The organism is Shouchella rhizosphaerae (assembly GCF_900142675.1).
In the GTDB taxonomy this organism is placed as follows: domain Bacteria; phylum Bacillota; class Bacilli; order Bacillales; family Bacillaceae_D; genus Shouchella; species Shouchella rhizosphaerae.
In genome coordinates, this window is the sequence record NZ_FRBS01000005.1 from 425,187 (window position 1) to 445,151 (window position 19,965).

General features: G+C 44.3%; 14 protein-coding genes. 5 read left to right on the forward strand and 9 right to left on the reverse strand.

What is annotated here, in order from left to right; all coding sequences use genetic code 11:
- Nucleotides 1-29 precede the first annotated feature (29 nt).
- Both BUC05_RS16220 and BUC05_RS16225 read left to right on the forward strand, forming a co-directional pair.
- Complete coding sequence (locus BUC05_RS16220; RefSeq protein WP_011248349.1) at nucleotides 30-1,079, forward strand: ATP-grasp domain-containing protein; 1,050 nt, start codon at nucleotides 30-32, stop codon at nucleotides 1,077-1,079.
- A gap of 38 nt (nucleotides 1,080-1,117) precedes the next feature.
- Nucleotides 1,118-2,200, forward strand: coding sequence for a M20 family metallopeptidase (locus tag BUC05_RS16225; protein ID WP_035203335.1), 1,083 nt, complete (start codon nucleotides 1,118-1,120; stop codon nucleotides 2,198-2,200).
- 57 nt (nucleotides 2,201-2,257) lie between these two features.
- On the opposite strand, the gene BUC05_RS16230 is transcribed toward BUC05_RS16225, so the two are convergent.
- The 8 genes from BUC05_RS16230 to BUC05_RS16265 all read right to left on the reverse strand — a co-directional run bounded on the left by BUC05_RS16230 (nucleotide 2,258) and on the right by BUC05_RS16265 (nucleotide 12,699).
- Nucleotides 2,258-2,785, reverse strand: coding sequence for a DinB family protein (locus BUC05_RS16230; protein ID WP_035203340.1), 528 nt, complete (start codon nucleotides 2,783-2,785; stop codon nucleotides 2,258-2,260).
- Between the two features lie 611 nt (nucleotides 2,786-3,396).
- The gene (locus BUC05_RS16235) at nucleotides 3,397-4,485 is read right to left on the reverse strand and encodes a response regulator aspartate phosphatase (RefSeq protein ID WP_035203343.1); all 1,089 of its coding nucleotides are present in this window, start codon (nucleotides 4,483-4,485) and stop codon (nucleotides 3,397-3,399) included.
- A 301-nt stretch (nucleotides 4,486-4,786) separates the two neighbouring features.
- Complete coding sequence (locus BUC05_RS16240) at nucleotides 4,787-6,835, reverse strand: beta-galactosidase (protein ID WP_035203346.1); 2,049 nt, start codon at nucleotides 6,833-6,835, stop codon at nucleotides 4,787-4,789.
- Nucleotides 6,836-6,857: 22 nt separating this feature from the next.
- The gene (locus tag BUC05_RS16245) at nucleotides 6,858-8,060 is read right to left on the reverse strand and encodes a glycoside hydrolase family 53 protein (RefSeq protein ID WP_035203349.1); all 1,203 of its coding nucleotides are present in this window, start codon (nucleotides 8,058-8,060) and stop codon (nucleotides 6,858-6,860) included.
- Nucleotides 8,061-8,080: 20 nt separating this feature from the next.
- The gene (locus BUC05_RS16250; protein ID WP_035203351.1) at nucleotides 8,081-8,923 is read right to left on the reverse strand and encodes a sugar ABC transporter permease; all 843 of its coding nucleotides are present in this window, start codon (nucleotides 8,921-8,923) and stop codon (nucleotides 8,081-8,083) included.
- Nucleotides 8,923-10,197, reverse strand: coding sequence for a carbohydrate ABC transporter permease (locus BUC05_RS16255; protein ID WP_073305390.1), 1,275 nt, complete (start codon nucleotides 10,195-10,197; stop codon nucleotides 8,923-8,925). The genes BUC05_RS16250 and BUC05_RS16255 overlap by 1 nt, the downstream gene beginning before the upstream one ends.
- A 60-nt stretch (nucleotides 10,198-10,257) precedes the next feature.
- Nucleotides 10,258-11,517: an extracellular solute-binding protein gene (locus BUC05_RS16260; RefSeq protein WP_011248358.1), complete on the reverse strand. Its 1,260-nt coding sequence runs from the start codon at nucleotides 11,515-11,517 to the stop codon at nucleotides 10,258-10,260.
- A 189-nt stretch (nucleotides 11,518-11,706) separates the two neighbouring features.
- On the reverse strand, nucleotides 11,707-12,699 hold the full coding sequence (locus BUC05_RS16265) for a LacI family DNA-binding transcriptional regulator (RefSeq protein ID WP_011248359.1): 993 nt from the start codon (nucleotides 12,697-12,699) through the stop codon (nucleotides 11,707-11,709).
- Nucleotides 12,700-13,024: 325 nt separating this feature from the next.
- Here BUC05_RS16265 and BUC05_RS16275 point away from each other — a divergent pair, with 325 nt between their 5' ends.
- The 3 genes from BUC05_RS16275 to BUC05_RS16285 all read left to right on the forward strand — a co-directional run bounded on the left by BUC05_RS16275 (nucleotide 13,025) and on the right by BUC05_RS16285 (nucleotide 18,844).
- On the forward strand, nucleotides 13,025-14,470 hold the full coding sequence (locus BUC05_RS16275) for a hypothetical protein (protein WP_142237576.1): 1,446 nt from the start codon (nucleotides 13,025-13,027) through the stop codon (nucleotides 14,468-14,470).
- Between the two features lie 23 nt (nucleotides 14,471-14,493).
- Nucleotides 14,494-17,973: a haloacid dehalogenase-like hydrolase domain-containing 5 protein gene (locus tag BUC05_RS16280; protein ID WP_035203359.1), complete on the forward strand. Its 3,480-nt coding sequence runs from the start codon at nucleotides 14,494-14,496 to the stop codon at nucleotides 17,971-17,973.
- 316 nt (nucleotides 17,974-18,289) lie between these two features.
- Nucleotides 18,290-18,844: a hypothetical protein gene (locus BUC05_RS16285; RefSeq protein ID WP_011248362.1), complete on the forward strand. Its 555-nt coding sequence runs from the start codon at nucleotides 18,290-18,292 to the stop codon at nucleotides 18,842-18,844.
- 216 nt (nucleotides 18,845-19,060) lie between these two features.
- Here BUC05_RS16285 and BUC05_RS16290 read toward each other — a convergent pair whose 3' ends face one another.
- Nucleotides 19,061-19,927, reverse strand: coding sequence for a DMT family transporter (locus BUC05_RS16290; protein ID WP_011248363.1), 867 nt, complete (start codon nucleotides 19,925-19,927; stop codon nucleotides 19,061-19,063).
- Nucleotides 19,928-19,965: the final 38 nt, after the last annotated feature.

The following is a 19,965-nucleotide window of genomic DNA, read 5'->3' on the forward strand; positions in this document are numbered from 1 at the left end:
TTCAAACGTTCAAGAAGGAGGCAATCGCCATGAATATATTATTGACATCAGGTGCTAGACGAATTGATTTTGTGGGCTTCTTTCACGAGGCTTTAAAGAAAGCAAACATAGAAGGGAAAGTAATTGTTGCCGATCCAGATTACAACGCTCCTTCTTTACAAGCAGGAGACGAAAACTATGTGATTCCCCACCAAACGGACGAGCATTATATAGAAGCAATTCTTACCATTTGCCAAAAACACAACGTTGATTGTCTTGTGCCATTAAATGATTGGGAAGTGCCAAAAATAGCTGCACACAAAAAGGAACTTCAAGAACAGGGAGTCGCTGTTTTTGCCCCTGACCAATCAGTCGTAGACAGCGTCCGCGATAAAGGCAACTACCGGCAATTGTTGAGCCCTATTGGTGTGAAAGCACCAAAATCATATTGCTCGATCGCAACCGTGAAAGCTGCCCTTGCTAACGATCAGATAGCGTTTCCACTAATGATCAAGCCCCGCAACGGCTCTGCTTCAATCGGAGTGGAAACGGCACATAAAATCGAAGACATTGAACATGCATACCAACACGCCGTCAATACGGTGAAAGAGTCGCCATTAGACGATGCGACCGCGAAAGAAGCAGAGAATAACATTTTAATTGAGGAAATTATCGAAGGCGATAAATACAGCCTGGACATATTCAATGACTTAGAAGGTCGTTTCTGCGCGTCGTTTATTCGCAAACAACTGCAAATGAGAGGCGGCGATGTAGACCGGTGCATAACCGTCCATCAACCTGAGTTGGTCGAGATTGCCCGCAAAATGGGCGAGCATTTAGGTCACGCTGGCTATATGAATGCCGATGTGTTTTTCAATGGCGATGATTACTATGTCATTGACATCAACCCTCGATTTGGCGGAGGTTATGCGTTTTCTCACCACGCTGGTGCTGATGTTCCATCCGCCATTATTGCCCTTACAGCAGGGAAGGCTGTCAAAGAGGAGTGGCTGACAACACGGCCCAATCTTGAACTTGCTCGCCATGACATCGTTGTCCCAATTGAGAAGACATTTTCTGAACTGCATCCAAGTCGGTGATCGAGTATCATACTATTTGCAAAGTTAGGAGGAAAAACATGGGGGACCCAATCCCGTTGCTAAAGGATTTAATTCGCATAGATAGTTCAACCAAAGCCGGAGTCAACAAAGCGATGGCTTTTTGCGAAGAGTGGCTGAACGACAAAGGGCTGCCAGTCGAACGGCTTGTTAACAACGGTTATTCTATGCTTGTCTCTAGCATTGGAAGTGGGAGCAACACCATTGTGCTCAATGGCCATATTGACGTGATTGAAGGCAGCCGATCCCAGTTTACACCATACACAAAGGAAGGAAAAATATATGGACGCGGCTCGGCGGATATGAAAGCCGGTTTAGCCGCGATGATGGAAACAATGGCAGAGTTAAACGGCGTGCCTCTCCCTTGGCGCGTCCAACTTCAAATCGTCCCTGATGAAGAAACAGGAGGCCTTTACGGCACCAACTATTTAGTAGAACAAGGGCACCGAGGCGATTTCATCATCTGCGGCGAACCCACAAACATGGGAATCGCCATTCAGTCAAAGGGCGTCTTGCAGGTTGATATTCACATCAAGGGAGAACCTGCGCACGGCAGCCGTCCTTGGGAAGGCAATAACGCCATATTAAAAGCACATGCACTCTATGAAGCCATTCTTGAATTGCCGTTCGCCCAAGAGGTAGCGCCTCCCATGTTCAAAGAACCGTCTATTAACCTTGCAAAGTTACAGGGAGGCACCGTCTACAACAAAGTACCTGACCGATGCGACATGTCACTGGACATCCGCTATTTGCCAGACCAATCGCCTAGCGAGATTTTGCGGCAAATTAAAGGAATCACGGACGGCGTCGTACGCACACATATTTGCAATAGCCCTGTCAAAACAAAAGCAGACAATCCATTTGTCCAAGCGCTCGCGGATTCGTTAGTGGCACAAACACAATTGGAAAAGGCGACACTTTACGGGCAACACGGCTCCAACGATGGGCAATTTTTTACGAAGTACGGCGGAAATGCCGTTGAATTCGGCCCCGTTGGCTATGACTGGCATGGCGACAATGAAATGGTGTATACAGATTCAGTTAGGCAGTACCAAGCTGTTTTGATCGATTTCCTAAAAAACGGCCAATCTGACTTTGTGTAGTAACAGCAACGGCGAGCGGTTTATTTGAAGGTTGAGCAAGCAGCACAACGCTGCTTGCTACTTTCTATTTAAAATACCTAAATACGCATGCCAAGGCCCTACATCATCCCTATATCGTTCCGCCATTACGCGCGCTATTTGGGCAATATGCGTAAAATCATGGACGACCCACGTCGACAGCAATTCCCTTGTTTTGACGCGGCCAAATGCAGGATGAAAACCTGCCCTTTCATAATCGAAACCGTCGGCAATCCATGTTTTCAATGTGTTCACATTGTTGAGCCGCACGTTTTTAAAATCGGCCAACGCTTGCGCTGCTGGACGTTTGCCTTCATGATGCAAGTGAGAAAAACGATCAAACTCAGGAAACGGCTTGCTTTCCCCTTCACGAATAATAAAAGCTAATCTTGGCAGCCAATTATGCTTTTCCGCCTCAATAAGATGCTCTACTACTTCTACAGCATTCCATGTACCTTCCCCTTCATCGCAGTGCAGCCACCCTTCTGACAAACCCGCTAGATAATGAGCAAGTGTGTCCGGCGTACGCTCAAGTATCTCGATCGCCTCTTCGACCTTAAAATTCAAACCGATCCCCCCATTTCAGTCTATTGCGAACCAGAATTTGTGCCTGGCAAAACAGTGGTTTATATATACGAGTGAGGACATTTCTAAGTTTCGTTCACAACATGTATCTAGTTAAGTAGGAAAGATGGACAGAACGAATCTACATTAAATTTATATATAACTGTATCTCTACACGGTGAGCTTATTACGAATACATACATTTTCTGAAATGATTAAGAGAATACTTAAACAATCATAGAAATAAAGCTTGTTTCCAAATCATTTTTGTAGTTTCAGATCCCTTTATCAATAAGATGATTCCTACCGCTATTGCAATGTATCCTACCTTACTGAAACCCACCTATTTTTTTGTGTGTTACTGTTCCTCTGGATTGTACCATGATTAAAACTCTTCCGTTCCAGTTTCTCCACAACATCACTTATACTTCCTGTATTACTAACGTAAGAGAAAAATAACACTACGATATTTTGAAATTAAAAAAAGACCTGCTACTAAAGGCAGGTTTCTTAACTAATTTCTACTTTATCATTCGGCTCAAATTCTCCTGTTGCAAAGCTATTTACTCCTGCTAAAAGAGTTAGAACCAGTACGCTAAGTGCTAGAAACTTTTTCATTGTTGGTCATCTCCTAACGTATTTTGGAATAGCCGGGCTTTGTAAGCTGTCTTTAAATATTTCAATGTCAATTTGTCATTTCCTTCTTTTTCTGCAAAATTAGCTGCTTCTTCCGCCACCTCAGCCACTTCAAAGTCCAAGCCTAATTTGTTGAGGTCATCGATTGCTGTATCAACTAAACTGTAATCTTTTTTGATATGCAATCCTTCTGTTGCCAGACATCTTGCCATGTATTCATGATTTTTGTAGTATTTAGCGCCTGCATGAGCCGCTTTAAACTGCTTCATTGCCTCTTCATGTTTGCCTTGGTTGAAAAGAACGTTACTAAGATTGTATGTTGTTTTAGCTCCAACCGCTGCATCCTTGTGCACCTTAAAAGATAAAGCTTGTCTAAAATAAAATTCTGCTTGGTTGTAATCTTTAATGCCAAGTTTATTTAGCCCTAAGGATCGATTGATTAACCCAAGCATTACGTCATTGTCCGTGGCCTTTTCCAAGCCATCTAGTAAGATGTCCTCTGCTTTTTTAGGGTTATGCAACTCTTGGTAAATACCCGCCAGTACAATTTGGCAATTTAATGATGGCTCAGTATATTCAAGACGATCAAAGATAACCTTTGCATGTTCAATATGAGAAGCAGCTACAAGGTATTGGTTTAATCTGTAATAAACAAGTCCGCTATATTGATAAAACTCAGCTTCTTCAGCCTCATCGTTCACATACTCTAACAAGCGCTGAGCTTTGTTAAAAAGCTTAATAGCTGATCTATAGCGTTCATTGACATACTCGCTTTGACCACTAACAAAGTAATAGAGGTACTTTAGCATGTTGTCAATTTTAGCTATGTGTTCAATATTCTGAAAATCATCCTGTAATTCATTTTTGTTGTATCTATTTATCAGCATGTCATGCCTAAATTCAACTAAAGAATAGTAGGCCAATATCTTATCATTGTCTTTCATCTCACTTAGGAGTTGCTTGACTTCTTCTTTAAGCAAAATAGCTTGATCATGAGACTTAGCAATTACACAACTATACCACTCAACAATTTTCGCCCCAGCTTTTTCAGCAGTCATTATTGACATTGTATCACCTCTACCAATATATAATACTACTAGTATAGACGATGTTGGATATTTCCCAACATTAAATAATCAATGTCCCAATTTAGATTTCAGACCCAAACCGTAATTGCCTATTTGTATACAAAAGGAAAAAAAACCGGCAGCCGTGGAGGGCTACCGATCCTGAATGTATGTTTTTCCGGTTTACTTGAAATGAGCCACACGTTCTGAAAGCATCATGTCAAGCGGTTCTTTGTACTCTGGTGTAGTACACGCCGTATTACGCTCAAAAGCCGCGAATGGGTGTCGACCTTGTTAACAATTAGATGGCTTCGACCACGACTTCCCACCCATATGGACGGAGCGTGACTTGATTGATCGTTTCCCCGTGGATCGTCTTCTTTTCTCCATTTAGTGTAAGACGCTTTTCGTCTTCGCTAAAGTTCATGAAAAACGTATACGCATATTCGCCGTTCGTCCTTGTTTGCACACTGACCCCTGTCGGAATAGAAGCTGCGATAGGAGAGGCAAGCCCGTGTTCGTTAATGAGCAGCTCGTAAAAAGCATCATAGAAGCGTTGTTCGTTAGCCGACGCCATATAATAAGCCGTTCCCTTGCCTAGCCGGTTTTTCGTGACAGCCGGTGTTGGCGAGCTGCCGCCTTGAAAGGCAGCGATTGTTTCAGCGCCTTTTAGATGGATTCGTTCAATAAATGAATGAGCCTCGTACGTATCGCCATTCCACGTGAACGGTACGGTTTCATGTTTGTACAAACTGTCAATTTCTTCAGCCCAAACGCCAAGCACGGGCTTTAATGGGCCAGGAAAACCGCCAAGGAAACATAGATCGGTTTCATCTACAATGCCGCTCCAGTACGTAGCAATAAACGTACCGCCGTTTTTGACATATGCTTCGATTTGCTCAGCCACTCCCGGTTTGAGCATGTAAAGCATCGGGGCAACGACAATTTTGTAAGTGGAAATGTCATCGTTCATTGAGACGACATCGACTGGAACACCGTGTTTCCAAAAGCTTCGATAATGGCTCTGAACTTGGGACGCATAGCCTTTATCAATATTGTTCGTTGCTTGGGCATCATCAATCGCCCACTGGTTTTCCCAGTCATAAATGATTGCGACATCTGCTTCTACGGTCGAACCTGCAACGGGAGCCAACTGTTCGAGCGTTCGCCCCAGTTGAGCGACTTCTTGAAAAACGCGTGTATGTTCATGGCCGACATGGTCTACGACGGCGCCATGAAATTTTTCAGAAGAGCCTCTGCTTTTGCGCCATTGAAAGTAGAGAATCGCATCTGCCCCGTGGGCAACGGCCTGCAATGATGATAACTCATGCATGCCTGGCTTCTTGGCGCGGTTCACATCATGCCAGTTAACAAGGCTTGGCGTGCTTTCCATTAACAAAAACGGCTGCCCGCCTTTTAAAGAGCGGTAGATATCATGGACAAAGGCGACATCTGAGGCAAGTGCTTCGGTCGATTGCCTTTCTCCGTGCCAGCCCGGATAACTGTCCCAGCTAATCACATCTAATTCATCAGCAAATTTTCGGTAATTCAGCCCAAGAAATGGTCGCATATGGGGGTAATTGCCCATAAAATTCGTTGTGATCTTGATTTCAGGCGTCAACTCGCGGAGCGGCTCGATTTCATTTCGATAAAAATCAATCGTCTGGTCAGTAACAAATCGCTTCCAGTCTAAATTATGGCCATGGATCATCGATTCCCCATGGGGGGCAGGCGACTCGATTTGTTCCCAGTCTGTATACGTATGGCTCCAAAAACCAGTCCACCAAGCTTCGTTTAGCTTATCCAAACGATTGTCGTAACGGTGCTTTAGCCAAGTTCGAAATGCGTCTTGGCAATAGTCACAATGGCAAGCGCCGCCATACTCATTCGAAATATGCCACATTTTCAAAGCCGGATGGCCTTTGTAGCGCTCTGCTAATTTGCGGTTTATTTGCTTGACTTTCTGACGGTACACAGGGGAAGTCAAACAGTGATTGTGACGCTGTCCATGCAAATTCCGCCGTCTGTCCGCTTCGACACGGAGCACTTCCGGATAGGCTTTTGACAGCCATGCCGGCCTCGCTCCACTTGGCGTAGCCAGGATCGCATGGTAACCTTTTTCGGCAAGACAGTCCATAATGTCATCTAACCATGCAAATGTATAGACTCCTTCCTCTGGCTCAATAGCACTCCAGCCGAAAATATTAATCGAAAACGTGTTGCAATGAGCAAGGGGCATTAAACGGAAATCTTCCTCAATGATTTCTGGCATGTGTAGCCATTGGTCCGGATTATAATCGCCGCCATGCATCATCCCTTCCACTGTTGGGTGTACTGGTGGATATTTCATTCTCCTACTCCTTCTCTGCTCATCATCTCGATTGGTTTACTAAATGGAACACATCTAACGAAGGCAACGCTTCGCCATTAAAATCAAACATCGCTTGATTGTCCCAGGCATTGCCCACTTCTCCTTCTGTTTGGATATAGCGCATTCCGGCTTCGTTCGCCCAAGAGGCGCCAGACACTGGAATCCAAAGTGGTTCCCAATAATAGAAGCCTTCTCCGCCTGCCGTATGGATCGTCTCCATCAAATCACGCAAGTAAGACGCTTGACCTTGCGGTGATGCTGGATAACCGACTAGCTGTGCGTATTCATTTGAAAAAATATTATCTAAGTTGTCGCCATTATCCGTCGTAAAGCCATATGCTGTTTCGACAACATTGACGCCTTTGCCATAATCGTTAGTAACAAGCTCCATTACTTGTTTGAGCTTACTGAAATTCCCATCCCAGTAAGGATAGTAAGACAACCCAACGACATCAAAATCAACGTCCCGATTCACGATCTCGTCAAGCCACCACTGGGCCATATCGATATCTCCGCCTTCTGCTAAATGAAGCATCGTGCGAATGCCCGGGTCGCAGTCTCTCACGGCAGTGAGCCCTGCTTTCAACAATGCGGCGAGCCTATCAAATTCACCGCCGCCTTCTCCCCAGCTTTTGCCGTCAGGCCATAGCATTCCGGCATTGATTTCATTGCCAACTTGGACCATTTCCGGAATGATCCCTGCATCCTTTAACTGGCCAAGCACATTGGATGTATGGTGATAAATAGCGCTCTTTAATTCCTCAAAACTGTAATGTTCCCAGCTTTTTGGCTTAAACTGCTTCCCTGGGTCTGTCCAAAAATCACTGTAGTGAAAATCAAGCAGCAGTTGAAAACCATGGTTATGGGCACGCTTTGCCAGATCGACGGCGCGCTGTTCACCCACAGTCCCGCCGCCATACGGGTTGCCGTTTTCATCGTAAGGATCTACCCAAATGCGGATACGGACAGCATTTACGCCCTTTTCCTTTAACAACACGAGTGGATCAATTTGTTCTCCATCGGCATAATAGCGCCCGCCGTTTTCCTCGATTTCTGGCAACATCGAGATATCGGCTCCTTTAATAAAGCGATCATCCAATCCAGCAATGGGTTCAACTGTAACCGCTGCTTTCACATCCGCACCTCCAAATAAAACGATACAAACTAGCAATACGACAAACGGCCATTTGCCACGCAAGCTCAACTTCCGATCATCTCCTTCGTTTATCCTTTGACGCCTCCTTGTGTCAATCCAGAGACAAACTGCTTTTGCAACAACAAGAACATGAGCGCAACAGGTATCGAAATCAACAACGCCCCTGCCGCAAACATCGTATAGCTGGCTCCCATTGGATTGGACACTAAATTATAAAGGCCAATCGGGAGAGTATACATTTCCGGCGAACGGACAATGACGCTTGCTAAAATAAAGTCACCTAGTGGGCCTGTGAATGAATTGATCGCGACCACAGCAAGTATCGGCTTCGCAAGGGGCATAATGATTTGCCCATAAATGCGAAAATGGCTTGCGCCGTCCATCCGTGCCGATTCGTCCAAGTCACGGGGAATCGAATCAAGATAGCCTTTTAACAAAAACGTATTCATCGGAATTTGCCCGCCTGCATAAATCAACACTAATGCCCAGTGGCTATTAATCAAGCCGAGCATTTGCGCCAGCACAAAGATCGCGATCAAGGCAGAGAATTGCGGGATCATCTGCAAAAGCAAAAACAGCATCAAGCCATTTTTTCTTCCCTTGAAACGAAATCGAGAAAACGCATAACCAGAAAAGCTAACAAGCACAAGCGTTATGCCCATAGTAAGGAGGCTAATTTTTAGTGAGTTGAGGTACCATTGAACGTAAGGATGCGACCCCTCCCCAAGCAAATGGATATAATGGGCCAGCGTTGGATTCTCTGGGATCATGGACGTGCTCATCAAACTATTGCCAGGATTAAAGGAAGCCCCGATTGTCCACACAAGGGGATAAGCAATTACAAGGACAACGCTAACCAAAATGCTATAAGTCACAAATAAGCGAATGCGCCTTTTCGTATAAACCGTCATCACATCATATCCTCCTCTTTAAAGGAGTTCGTACGCTTAAATTGCCAAAGGGCAATCGAAATAACAAAAATTGACAGCAACATCGTGATCGCCGCGGCCAATGCATACTGGGATGACTGCATCGTCAGTTTGTAGATCCACGACACAAGAATATCGGTTCCCCCTGCTGTTGAGCCTGGCATAGGTGGGCCTCCGCCATTAAACAAATAAATGATGTTGAAATTGTTAAAATTAAACGTATACTGTGTAATTAAAATCGGTGCAATCGAATAGAGCACAAGCGGCAATGTAATCAAGCGGAATTTCTGGATAAAGCCGGCCCCATCAATCGTCGCCGCTTCATAAAGATCATTAGGAATCGCTTGCAAGACGCCTGTCGTCATAATGAACACAAACGGAAACCCTAGCCACATTTGCATAACGATTAACGCCACACGACTCCAAAACGGGTCATTTAGCCAAGGCAGGCCATCAACGCCAAAAAACGTGAGAATATGGTTGTTAATCGCCCCAAACGAATCATTAAACAAGCCAGCAAACACAAGAATCGTTACAAACCCCGGCACCGCCCAAGGGAGAATAAAAAACGTTCGGAAAAACGCTTTCCCCCGTACATCGCGCTGATTTAATAAAATCGCCAAAAAAATGCCCAACGCGCATTGGAGCGTTGTCGCAACAAGCGTCCATACAACTGTCCAGCCAAGCACATCCAAAAAGGTCGAACGCCAAATCGGGACAGAAAAGATATCACGGAAATTTTTCAACCCCACCCAGTCGAACAAGTTGGCGGGCGGAGAATGGTATAAATCATAATTGGTAAAGGCAATCGCCAAACTGAACAAAATCGGAAAAATCACCGTAAAGATTAGCAGAAAAAAGGCAGGTGAACTCATCAAATAGGGAAAGCTCGCATCGAGCAAATGATGGTACTGGCGGCGGATCGAATGAAGCTCAAGCCCTAAGTCGCGGCGTTTTCCGTTCTTCGCCGCATCTTTAATCATGAAATAGTAAAATGCAAGCCCAAACGCTGCCACAATGACCGCAATAATTCCTTCTGCTAACAAAAAGACGGAGTTGTCTCTTGGCGTTTGCACGCCTAGCGTTGCTAATCCCCAAAACCCCATATTAAAAATGTCTTTAAATACAAACAGAAACGCTGCGACAAAAAGGAAGAAAAGCGTTCCTTTTGCAAATTGCTTATTGTACATCTGCCCCATTCCGGGGATAATGGCGAGCATTCCCGCCACGAGCGCATGGTTCGTGGCAGGCTTCATCTTATGTTGCTCGTCAAGTTTCACGTGCTTCACCTTCTCTTTTAATAGAGGCGTTCGCTCCTAGTTTTGGCTATGGTTCGCTTCGATTTGCGACTCGATTGTTTGAACTGCTTCTTCTAATGCTTCCTGTACATCTGTCCGTCCTGTCGCAATCAATCCTAGCGCATTGTCAATTGGCGTCCACACTTCGGCCATTTCTGGATTGTTCGGTGTCATTGTCGCGTAAAGGCTTTGTTCAGAAACGGCTGCCGCATGCTCGTCTTCAGCAATGGCCGGGTGTTCCACTAGTGAGGTGAGCGGCGGTATTTCCCGCGTTTGTTCAAAACGGTCCAGTGAATTCTCTTCATTTGTCAAAAACTCTACAAACTCTTGTGCCAGTTCTGCATTTTGAGAATAAGAAGAGACATTATAGCTTTTTACTCCTAAAAAGGAACTCATCGGCTCGCCATCCGCCAAAGCAGGCAACGGCAATACACCGTAATCGATGCCAGCTCGCGCATACGGCTCAAACGACCAAGGTCCAGAAATGACCGCTGCTGCCTTTCCTTCAGTAAACAAGGAGTCAAGCACGTTAATCCCTTGCTCGCCAACAATGCCAGCAGGAAACAGCCCTTCTTCAAAAAACGTTTGTATGTACGTGCCGCCTTCAATTGCCCCTTCATTGGCAAGCCCGATATCGTTCACATCATACTGCCCATCTTCATTTTGCGGGAAAATATAGCCGCCACCTCCACCGATGACGCTCATGGCATAATAAATTTCATCCCACTTTGCCACAAACCCATATTCGTCTTCAGCGACCCTCTCTTTCGATAGCTCATACCATTCATCAAGCGTCTGCGGCGGCTCGTCTACCAGTTCTTTGTTATAGAAAAGAATCGTTGTCTCTACTGCTTTTGGCAATCCATAAACTTCTCCATCAACTGTTTGCGAAAGCAGCGACTCTTCCGTAAAACGGCCTGTCACTTCATCATCGACCTCTAAAGGAGCGAGAAGCCCTTCGACGACAGCAGTGCCGATTTGGTCATGGGGAATCGTCAATACATCCGGCCCAGAACCAGCAGGGCCATCTAAACGCAAATCTTCTAACTGCCCGCCATACTCTTTTTCGATCACTTCAATTTCAATTCCATGCATGTCTTCAAAAGCAGCAACAGCCTTTTCAATGCCAATTGCTTTTTCAGCGTCTTCCCAAATCACCAATTTATCAGCAGATGTCCCACTAGCACTTTCCCCAGCATCGCCGTCCTCTTGTGGTCCACAAGCGACAACGGTCAGAACTGCTCCACTAAGCAACACCATTCGCCAATTCGTTTTCATTTGTCATCCCCTCAATCAAAAAAGTAACCGCTTTCTTATAAAATAACAACATTCACGAAAAAAGTAAACTTATTTGTATATCTATATTTAGTAAAATATTTTACTTAATAACAAAAAAAAAGAGCCCTTTAGGACTCTAGAGGTTGTCGACAAAGTCGATTACTACACTCAGGCTTATAGAGAAACACTTTAGCCAGTACTTTTTCGAAAGATGGGGTTACATGACATGAGCACCGTTTTTGGAGAAGTCCTTTTATCGACGAGCCGTTCTAATAACAAGTCAATCGCCGTTTGGCACAAAAGCTTTACATCAATCCGAAAAGTTGTCAACGGCGGAGAAACATATTGGGCAATGCTGGCGTCATTTATACTAAAAACATTTACCCGCTCCGGCAACGCAATCCGTTCCTCATTTAAGGCTTGCAAACAGCCAACGGCAAGAGAGTCGCTTGCTACACAAAATGCTGTCGGCAACTGGTCGCCAAGGGAGTGGATCGCTCGTTTCATCAAAGCATAGCCTTCATTTACAGCATATTGGTCGCCAACAAACAAAAACCGTTCATCGAAAAGCCCTTTTTTCTCCATATATTCTTTAAAAGCACGCTCTCTGCGATCGGGAATATAACCGCCACAATCGGCATCAAAATCATTGCCGCCAATATAACCAATCGCTGTATGACCATTTTCCAAGTAGTAATCAATCATCCGTTCAATCATCCTGCGGAGATGGGGCCGTACAGAATCGAAATGGTCTTCATCAGGCGAGGTATCAATAAACACCACGTCGTTTGTTAACGTACGGATATAATCTAGCTCACGCTTGCTAAAGCGCCCAAGGCAAATAACGCCTTTTGTTTGCGGGTCGATCGCCTCAATTCCATCACCGATCGAATACGTTGTTAAGTTAAGCTGCCGTTCGTTTGCCTCCTCCTCAACGCCTTTCTTCACTGTTTGAAAATAAACGTCCTGCAAATCTTCTTTTTCCGTAATCCAATACAAGAAAGCAATTTTCTTTAACGAATGTTTAAATCGTTTCTTTGTATAGCCTAACCGTTGCGCGGTTTCATACACCTTTTCCCTCGTCTCTTGCGTCACAGATAAAGTGGGGTCTTGCTTGAGCACTCGCGAAACTGTCGTAATAGAGACACCTGCTTTTTCAGCAATCTCCTTTATCGTAGCCAATGGGCTTCCCTCTCTCTATTGATCATTTCTACCGTCTAGTATAGAGAGTCTATCATGGAGAAGCAATTTCTGCTTGGATGGAGCGCCTGGCAACACGCCTATTTGTTTCGTGTTTTCGTTGGTGCCATTCATTTGATAATAGGGCTTTCTCCTTAGCGAAAACGTTTTTATACGGGGATAGTGACCATCCTCTTCAGTCATTTGCACTACTTGGCTCTTTCTTTTTTTAGAATAACAGGCATTGCTAGTGAATACGATTAAGTTGTGCTTATAGACATGTGTATTTGCATGGGCCAAAAGGCACATAAAAGAGAGGATGATGATCTTGCTAACGTATCAAAATTTGAACGGGTTTGACATGGTCTATGCCGTCTCCCAACAAACGATTAATGCTCAACTGCAGTTACTTTGGGCAATGGACATGTTGCCAACAACATGGAAAGCGGAAGCAGCAGAGGGACTCTATTCAATTGATGCTGAGTTAGGCTGCCCTGTTGTTGACTTTAACACAGGGGACAGCTCGAGCCGAACAGCAAAACTTACGATGCCGTTAACGAAAGCAAGCTTTCATTATGCCAAAATTGTTATAGAGGACGGAAAGCCTACCGTTGTGCAAACAACAAAAGAGATTAGTGGCAGCAGCTTATCCTTTTTTGTCAATATGAGTTTAGCAGAACTAGCTTCCACGTATCAAAACCAAGATTCGATTCCGGACGAAGTGAAACGGCAGCTTGAACAATTTGATACGAGCATGTTCAGCATTCAGCATTTGTTTCTTAATTTCGAGGACGCTAATCTATTAAAGTCATTTGATTTTCAAACAAATGGCGCTATTCCCACTGACCAGCCAGAATTGACTGGCCAAATCCGAAACCTGGTGGAAGCCTTTATAGACACGATTAAAGGAAACGACAACCCTTATATTTTCGGTTACTATGCAGTTGACAAAATCAGTGAGCCATCGCAAGCGACTTGGCAGCCTACAGGTTGTACGTACTCGATTTACTCAGACGCCCATTTTGCATCTCGCAGCAGCATTAACTACTTGCTCGTAACAGACCATAAAACCGTCCCAGGAAGCGGCGCAGGAATGTTTCAACATAATTGGGTAATGAGCGATCAGGTAGAAGGCAGTTTTGTGCTATCACAAGCCCTTGTGATGGACCCATTGCTCCAATCATTGGCAAACATGCTGTCTATAGATAAAACGCAATTTTCCCCCACAAACAACAACCAATTTTTTGTCTCGTTTGAAAGCCGTTTGGATAAGAATACCAAAGGAAAAACCACTTGCACGCTTGTTCCCCTTGTAGGTACCAAGCAAATGGCTGTTTATTTTAACATTGACTACAACACAGACATGCATGACCTGGCCGGCTCATATATCGGTTACGTCGACGGCACGATCAAATGGACAACAACACTCACCTTTGAAGTCGACACGATCAAAAGCAGCGTCAATGTATCTGCAAAAAATTCAGAAGTCATTACGACAAAAAAAGACCATCCAAATGCGCTTGGAAAGTTTGAACATGCCCTTGCTGTTTTTGCTGACTTTATCATCACAGTTTTTACATTTGGCCAAGTGGACGACGTCTTTCAGGACCTCATTCGCAAGGATTGGCAAAAAACGATTAACACAGGATATAGTACACAAATAAACAGCATGAAAGCACGTGCAATCTTGCCCGGCGGCTCAGAAATCATGTTTAAAGATGCCCAGTTTTACGAGAATGGTTCGATGATTGTCGCAACAACTGTTAAAAATTAGCTCACATGTAGGGGGTCAACGAAATGGGTGTTTCCCGTTATTCGATTCAATCAACATTAATGAAAAGCTATGTATCTGGTACTCCGTTGCAATACGATAAGGCATTAACAACGACAACAGGCACAGATGGGCAATTATGGTTGTTTTCAATTGGCAGTGATGGCCTTATTTATTTGTATAGCAAAGAAAACGGTACAGATAAAGGCTGGAACACCCGCTATTTAAGCGGTGGCCTGCCCGAGCACAGTGAAGCGGTCTTTATTGAAGCGATTCAAGACGCTGACGGCGCTCCTCTCCTTACCGCCGTTGTCTTAAAGGAACAAACCTATACAGTGTACATGACTAAAGACTTTTCTGACCACACAAAGGATCGTTGGCTATTCCGGGGACAATACAGCGGCGGAACGGTGTCAAACATTGCTACCGGATACGGAAAACAAGGCCAAGTATTCATTGTTGTCACAACGCAAGACAAGGATCGCTCATCAAACCATCTTATTAACCCTAACCTGACCGACACGACATGGTTATGGCGAGAAGTTCCCGCCCCGTTGAACAGCAAACACGTCATCCAGACTGCTATTGGCCACCATAACAAATTGGAATCAATCAATGGCGTCGACGGGCTGTTATATGCCTTGTACCAAACAAGCGACAAACAAACACAGCTTGTCATTACGTCTTTGCCCGATTTTCATTATTACAACCATCCGGTGCCGCTGGATTTCAGCCCAACTAGCTTTGCGCTTGTAACTGCTCCTGGTTCAAACTCTGAATGTTGGCTTGGCGATACATCGGTATACTACGCAAGCCCTGCTGTCCAACTCGCAAAAGACGCGAAAACGGTAAAGGCAGGTTTGCGCAAAATCGATGGCAATCCCTCCAAACGCCCCTATAAACAAATTTTGGCAGCACGAACAAACTCAGGCACAGACATTTGGCTGCTTACAGACGACGGGAAACTTTCTCGCTCCCATTTTGACGAAACGAGTTGGACGGAGCCCTTGCTTTTTCAAGAACAAGTTGGAGAATCGGCATTATGGGTCAACCGCACTACCGGGGAAAATCATTTAGTTGTCGTCGATTTAGATAATCAGTTATATCGATACTTCCAAGATGTTTCGACAACGCGTTGGCATAGCGAACAAATCCTGTTTGAATCCCTTGGCACAATTGAAGAGAAAGACGGATACAGTACCGTGATTCAATTAGTCGACGACAAAGGAGCACCTGCGGTCAACGAAACCATCTGGGTGCAAGCCTCTGAATTGGTGCAACTGACCATTAACGGAAAAACATATTTTGCTACTGACCGCCCTGGCTATATCGAAGCAAACACGGATTCTCTCGGGAATGTGATGATTACACAGTACGTCAAAAGCGTGGCTGCAGCTGCCCTACGAATTACCATACCAGCCTTAAACGAAACCATTGATATCGAACCGCTTGCACAAGTAAAGCAAAAGCTGACAGGCATGACGGTAGATGAATGGATCAACGCGGAAATGCAAACCGACCAAGATGGCGTTACCGAACCACTTTTAAAAGGCAAATCAAAACAAGACATCGCCGATACGCACCAAGCCGTTCAACGTTTGCTAACGATGGCACAAACCTTACCAAGTCATAAGCAAGGGCCATTTCAAACTTCTTCTAAACATATCCCTTTGGCTAATACTTTGTCACTGGCCCACGTCGAAGACAGCATGCATTGGGGACTCGACTTAACAGGAAAGCACCCTGTCTATACGGAAAACAAGGGCCATATTGACCAACACTTCAATCCAAGAGCCCATCTGTTGAACCAAACAAAAGACACGGCACACATACTGAGCGATTGGTTTGGGGATATTTGGCATGCAATAAAACAAGGTTTTATCACCGTTACACACTTCGTTTTCAGCAAAGTAAAAGAAGGCATTGAACTAGTAATTAACAGCGCCGAAAAAGCGTACCGTGTTGTTCTTCGTTACGCAGAACAATTGTGGGACGTGATCGAATATGTGTTTGCCGAAATTGACATTCTGCTGGATGACTTTGTCCGTTGGCTCGGCTATTTATTTAAATGGAAAGACATTTTGCGGACGCATGAGGTTATTCGGACAACCGTTGAACTAGGAATAAAAGAAACCGTGCAAAAGTTGGATCAAGGGAAGGCGTTTGTTGACCGTTTGATTGAACATGTCCAAAGGAACATCGCTGACCCAGCCTTGCAAGAAAACATTGGTGCCTTTGGTAGCCGCACCTTAACCGAGCAAGAATACGGACAACAGCTATTATTTGAAGCACCTGAAGCGAATTGGTCGATGAATTACGTTATGAGCGGTCATTTGCTGAAACCTGGCGGAAACCTACCTGAAGTAGACACACTTGCCTATGACGAATCATGGGGAGCCGGACTGGAAAGCGTCAAGCAACAGTTTGAGCAATTTGGCACTGAACTTGCCAGCCAATTCGAGTCATGGTCATTTGCAACTCTGTTCCAAAAGATCATCTCCTTGTTGGAAGACGCCGTATTAGAGGGGGTTAAACTTCTCGCTGATGGATTGTTTACAGCGGCTGAGCAAATCACGCAAATGGTTGACGACTTGTTGCATATCCATTGGAATGTGCCGCTCCTTACCCCTCTTTATGAAGAAATAGTCGCGCCTGGCAGCAAATTGACGTTAATTGACTTTATTAGTTTGCTAACAGCAATTCCCGCTACTGTACTTTATAAAGCCACAACTGGCGACGTTCCTTTTGAGGAAGAAACAACAACGCAATTGGTCAATTCCCAATCCTATGGCGATTTTCTCGCAAAGCTTGGCGGCAAGCAACCTCATCTTGCCCTTGACCAAGAGCAGTCCCCTGTTCTGTTGCAAGCCGCCGCTGAACCCGAGGTTCCCATTGCGGCAAGAAAAGCCAGTTATGCATTCGGCTTTATTGGCGGCATCGCCTCAATTATTGCTGGCACGGCAAGCACGACAATGTCTTTCACAGAAACGACCACAATTGGTTGCGCTGTCGTGTTTTTGTCTTACAGCGTCGGAACGGCTACCTCCGTTACGACATTGTCGCTTGATTTGGCGTACAAACCGTACGAAAAACGACTTGGGTTTGAAATGTTTTATGCTTTGTTTCAAATTGGTTTTAACCTTAAAGACGGACTCGCTTTGGGCAACCAGATTAAAAACAAAGGCATTGCCAAACTGGCCTACGAGCTCCTTCTTGATTTAGGCGAAACGCTTTTAGGGGCGATCAGCTGTGCTTTCTCGATTGCCTTAGCGATTTGGGAAGGCGTAGACGGAGAAATGACGACAAGCAACGGCATGAAGCTGACACAAAACTTGGCGATCACCATTTCACAAATTCTTGCCTTCCCTGCTTCAGTGATTTCAGAGCCCCGTGTAAAAAAAGTCATACAAGGCGCTCAAGCCTTTTGCAACATTAGCCCAGGCGTCATCGACATTTGCCGCACCGCCTACGATCAAGAAATGGAGGCCATTCATACCAATCGGTAAAAGACGGGCCAAGCGCTGCTCTGCCAAGGGTAGCGCTACTTTTTAAAAACAACGATCTTTCAACTATTTTTGCTTGGTTTGCTCGCGTTCATGGAGATAAGCAATGAATATGAGTCTATTTGACAACGTATGAAGCTATACCTAGAGAAATCATTACGCTATCTAGCAAGTAGCTGTTTAATATTTACGAATAATCTAGGCTTGAACGTTTAACCTCTCTTAAGCTTTAATGGAAATACCATTAAAAAAACCGATAAAAGATCCAAAAATAAACACATTTGATGGGCAAGCACAGTAAAGGTAGGAATAGATAACCATGAATTATAAGGAACTGGATGCACGATCCAAACATTTGAAACCAGTAAAATTAAATCGATTTCAGATTGAACATACGTTAGAGAGGAAATATGAGGCGAAAGAATTGCCCCTATTCACAATTCCTCGTAAAGATTACGAAAATGATGAAGAAGTAGATGAAAAAAGAATCTATAAACTTTACACAATAACCAATAAACAAGTGCTTAAACAAATTCAAAATAAGGATGATATCGATGCGATAAAAGAGCCTTTTCTGTCTACAATTTACGAAAAAGCCAGCTATATCGTTTCGCAAACAAAATCGAAGAATGATGGGCAGTCTGTATCGTATAATCAACTTATCCATGAGCATAACCATGGAAAACGGGTTTCTGTGGTCTTAGAAAAAGACGAAACAGATTACGTAACAAATTTTAAGGTATATGGCTTTGCCCATCATCTAGTTACGTACTTAGTTGCCCGAATCGGGATTGAGGGCATGAAGGAAGGCGACATGACCGACACTGACTATCAGTTTTACCTAGAATGTTTAGCTGAAAATGGGTTTATTTAATCGGTTCCCTTTCCTAATAAACAGGGCCTGCCATCACAGGCCCTCTTTTCAGCTCGTAAACTCATTTGGCAAACCCTGCTTCCCCCTCATACGCCCCCATCTAATTCAAAAACTCGTTCGGAAACTTACACTGATGTTTAGCTCTCCAACACTATTAGCTAGCCATCCTTTTATTTTCAATTCACTAAAGTACAGTTCACAGTATAACAACGGGGCTCATGCCTTTTTCTGTTCGTATTTTTTCGGGCGGTACCCCATAGCCAAAAAAATTAGCAAAATCCCTACAAGTTGCAGGATATCGGGGCGATAGTGAAGAACGGCGACATCTAACAAAATTGCAACAATCGGGTCGATGAAAACCAATATAGCAATCGTCGAAGCAGGCAATTCTCTTAAACTGGAAAAGAAAAAATAAAAGACAACACCTGTATGGATAAATCCTGTTATAAGAATAAACAGCCAGTTCTCGGCGGAAAGTCCCGAAAATAAGTGCCAATCGACTAATGGCGCCAATAATACAGCACCAAGCATTGTTTGTATTAGTGTTGTTTTAGTTGGTGATAAAACAGTGATGCTTTTTCCTGCAAGCGACGTTAATGCATAGAAGAACGCAGCAGCAAAAGCCCAACCAATACCTGTCTGCAAAAAGTCCGAAACATGGCCGTGGCTATACGCTTTGCCGACGAGCAATGCACCGACAAAACAAATCACAATCGAGGCGATGCCTGCCCAAGTCAACTTTTCTTTAAACAACAATGAACCTAAAAGTAAGATAAGAAGTGGCGCTAGATGATAGATCGACACTGCTACCGTAATCGGCATGACTTCGAATGAACGGAAAAAGAAGAGCCAATTAAGCACAAGAAACAAGCCACATAATAAAACCTTTCCATACTCGCTTTTCGGCGGCCGTTCCTCTCTTCCTTTCCTATTCGTTAACAATAGTACTGCGCCTAGCATCACACTCGCACACAAACAGCGAACAAATACAAGCTCTAACGATGGTAAACCAGCCTTTACGGAAAACAATCCAATTGAACCGAAAATCGCCATAGCCAAACTAAATTTCACATGTGCATTCATCGTACATCTCCTAGAAGTTATACTACTAACTACTAAAA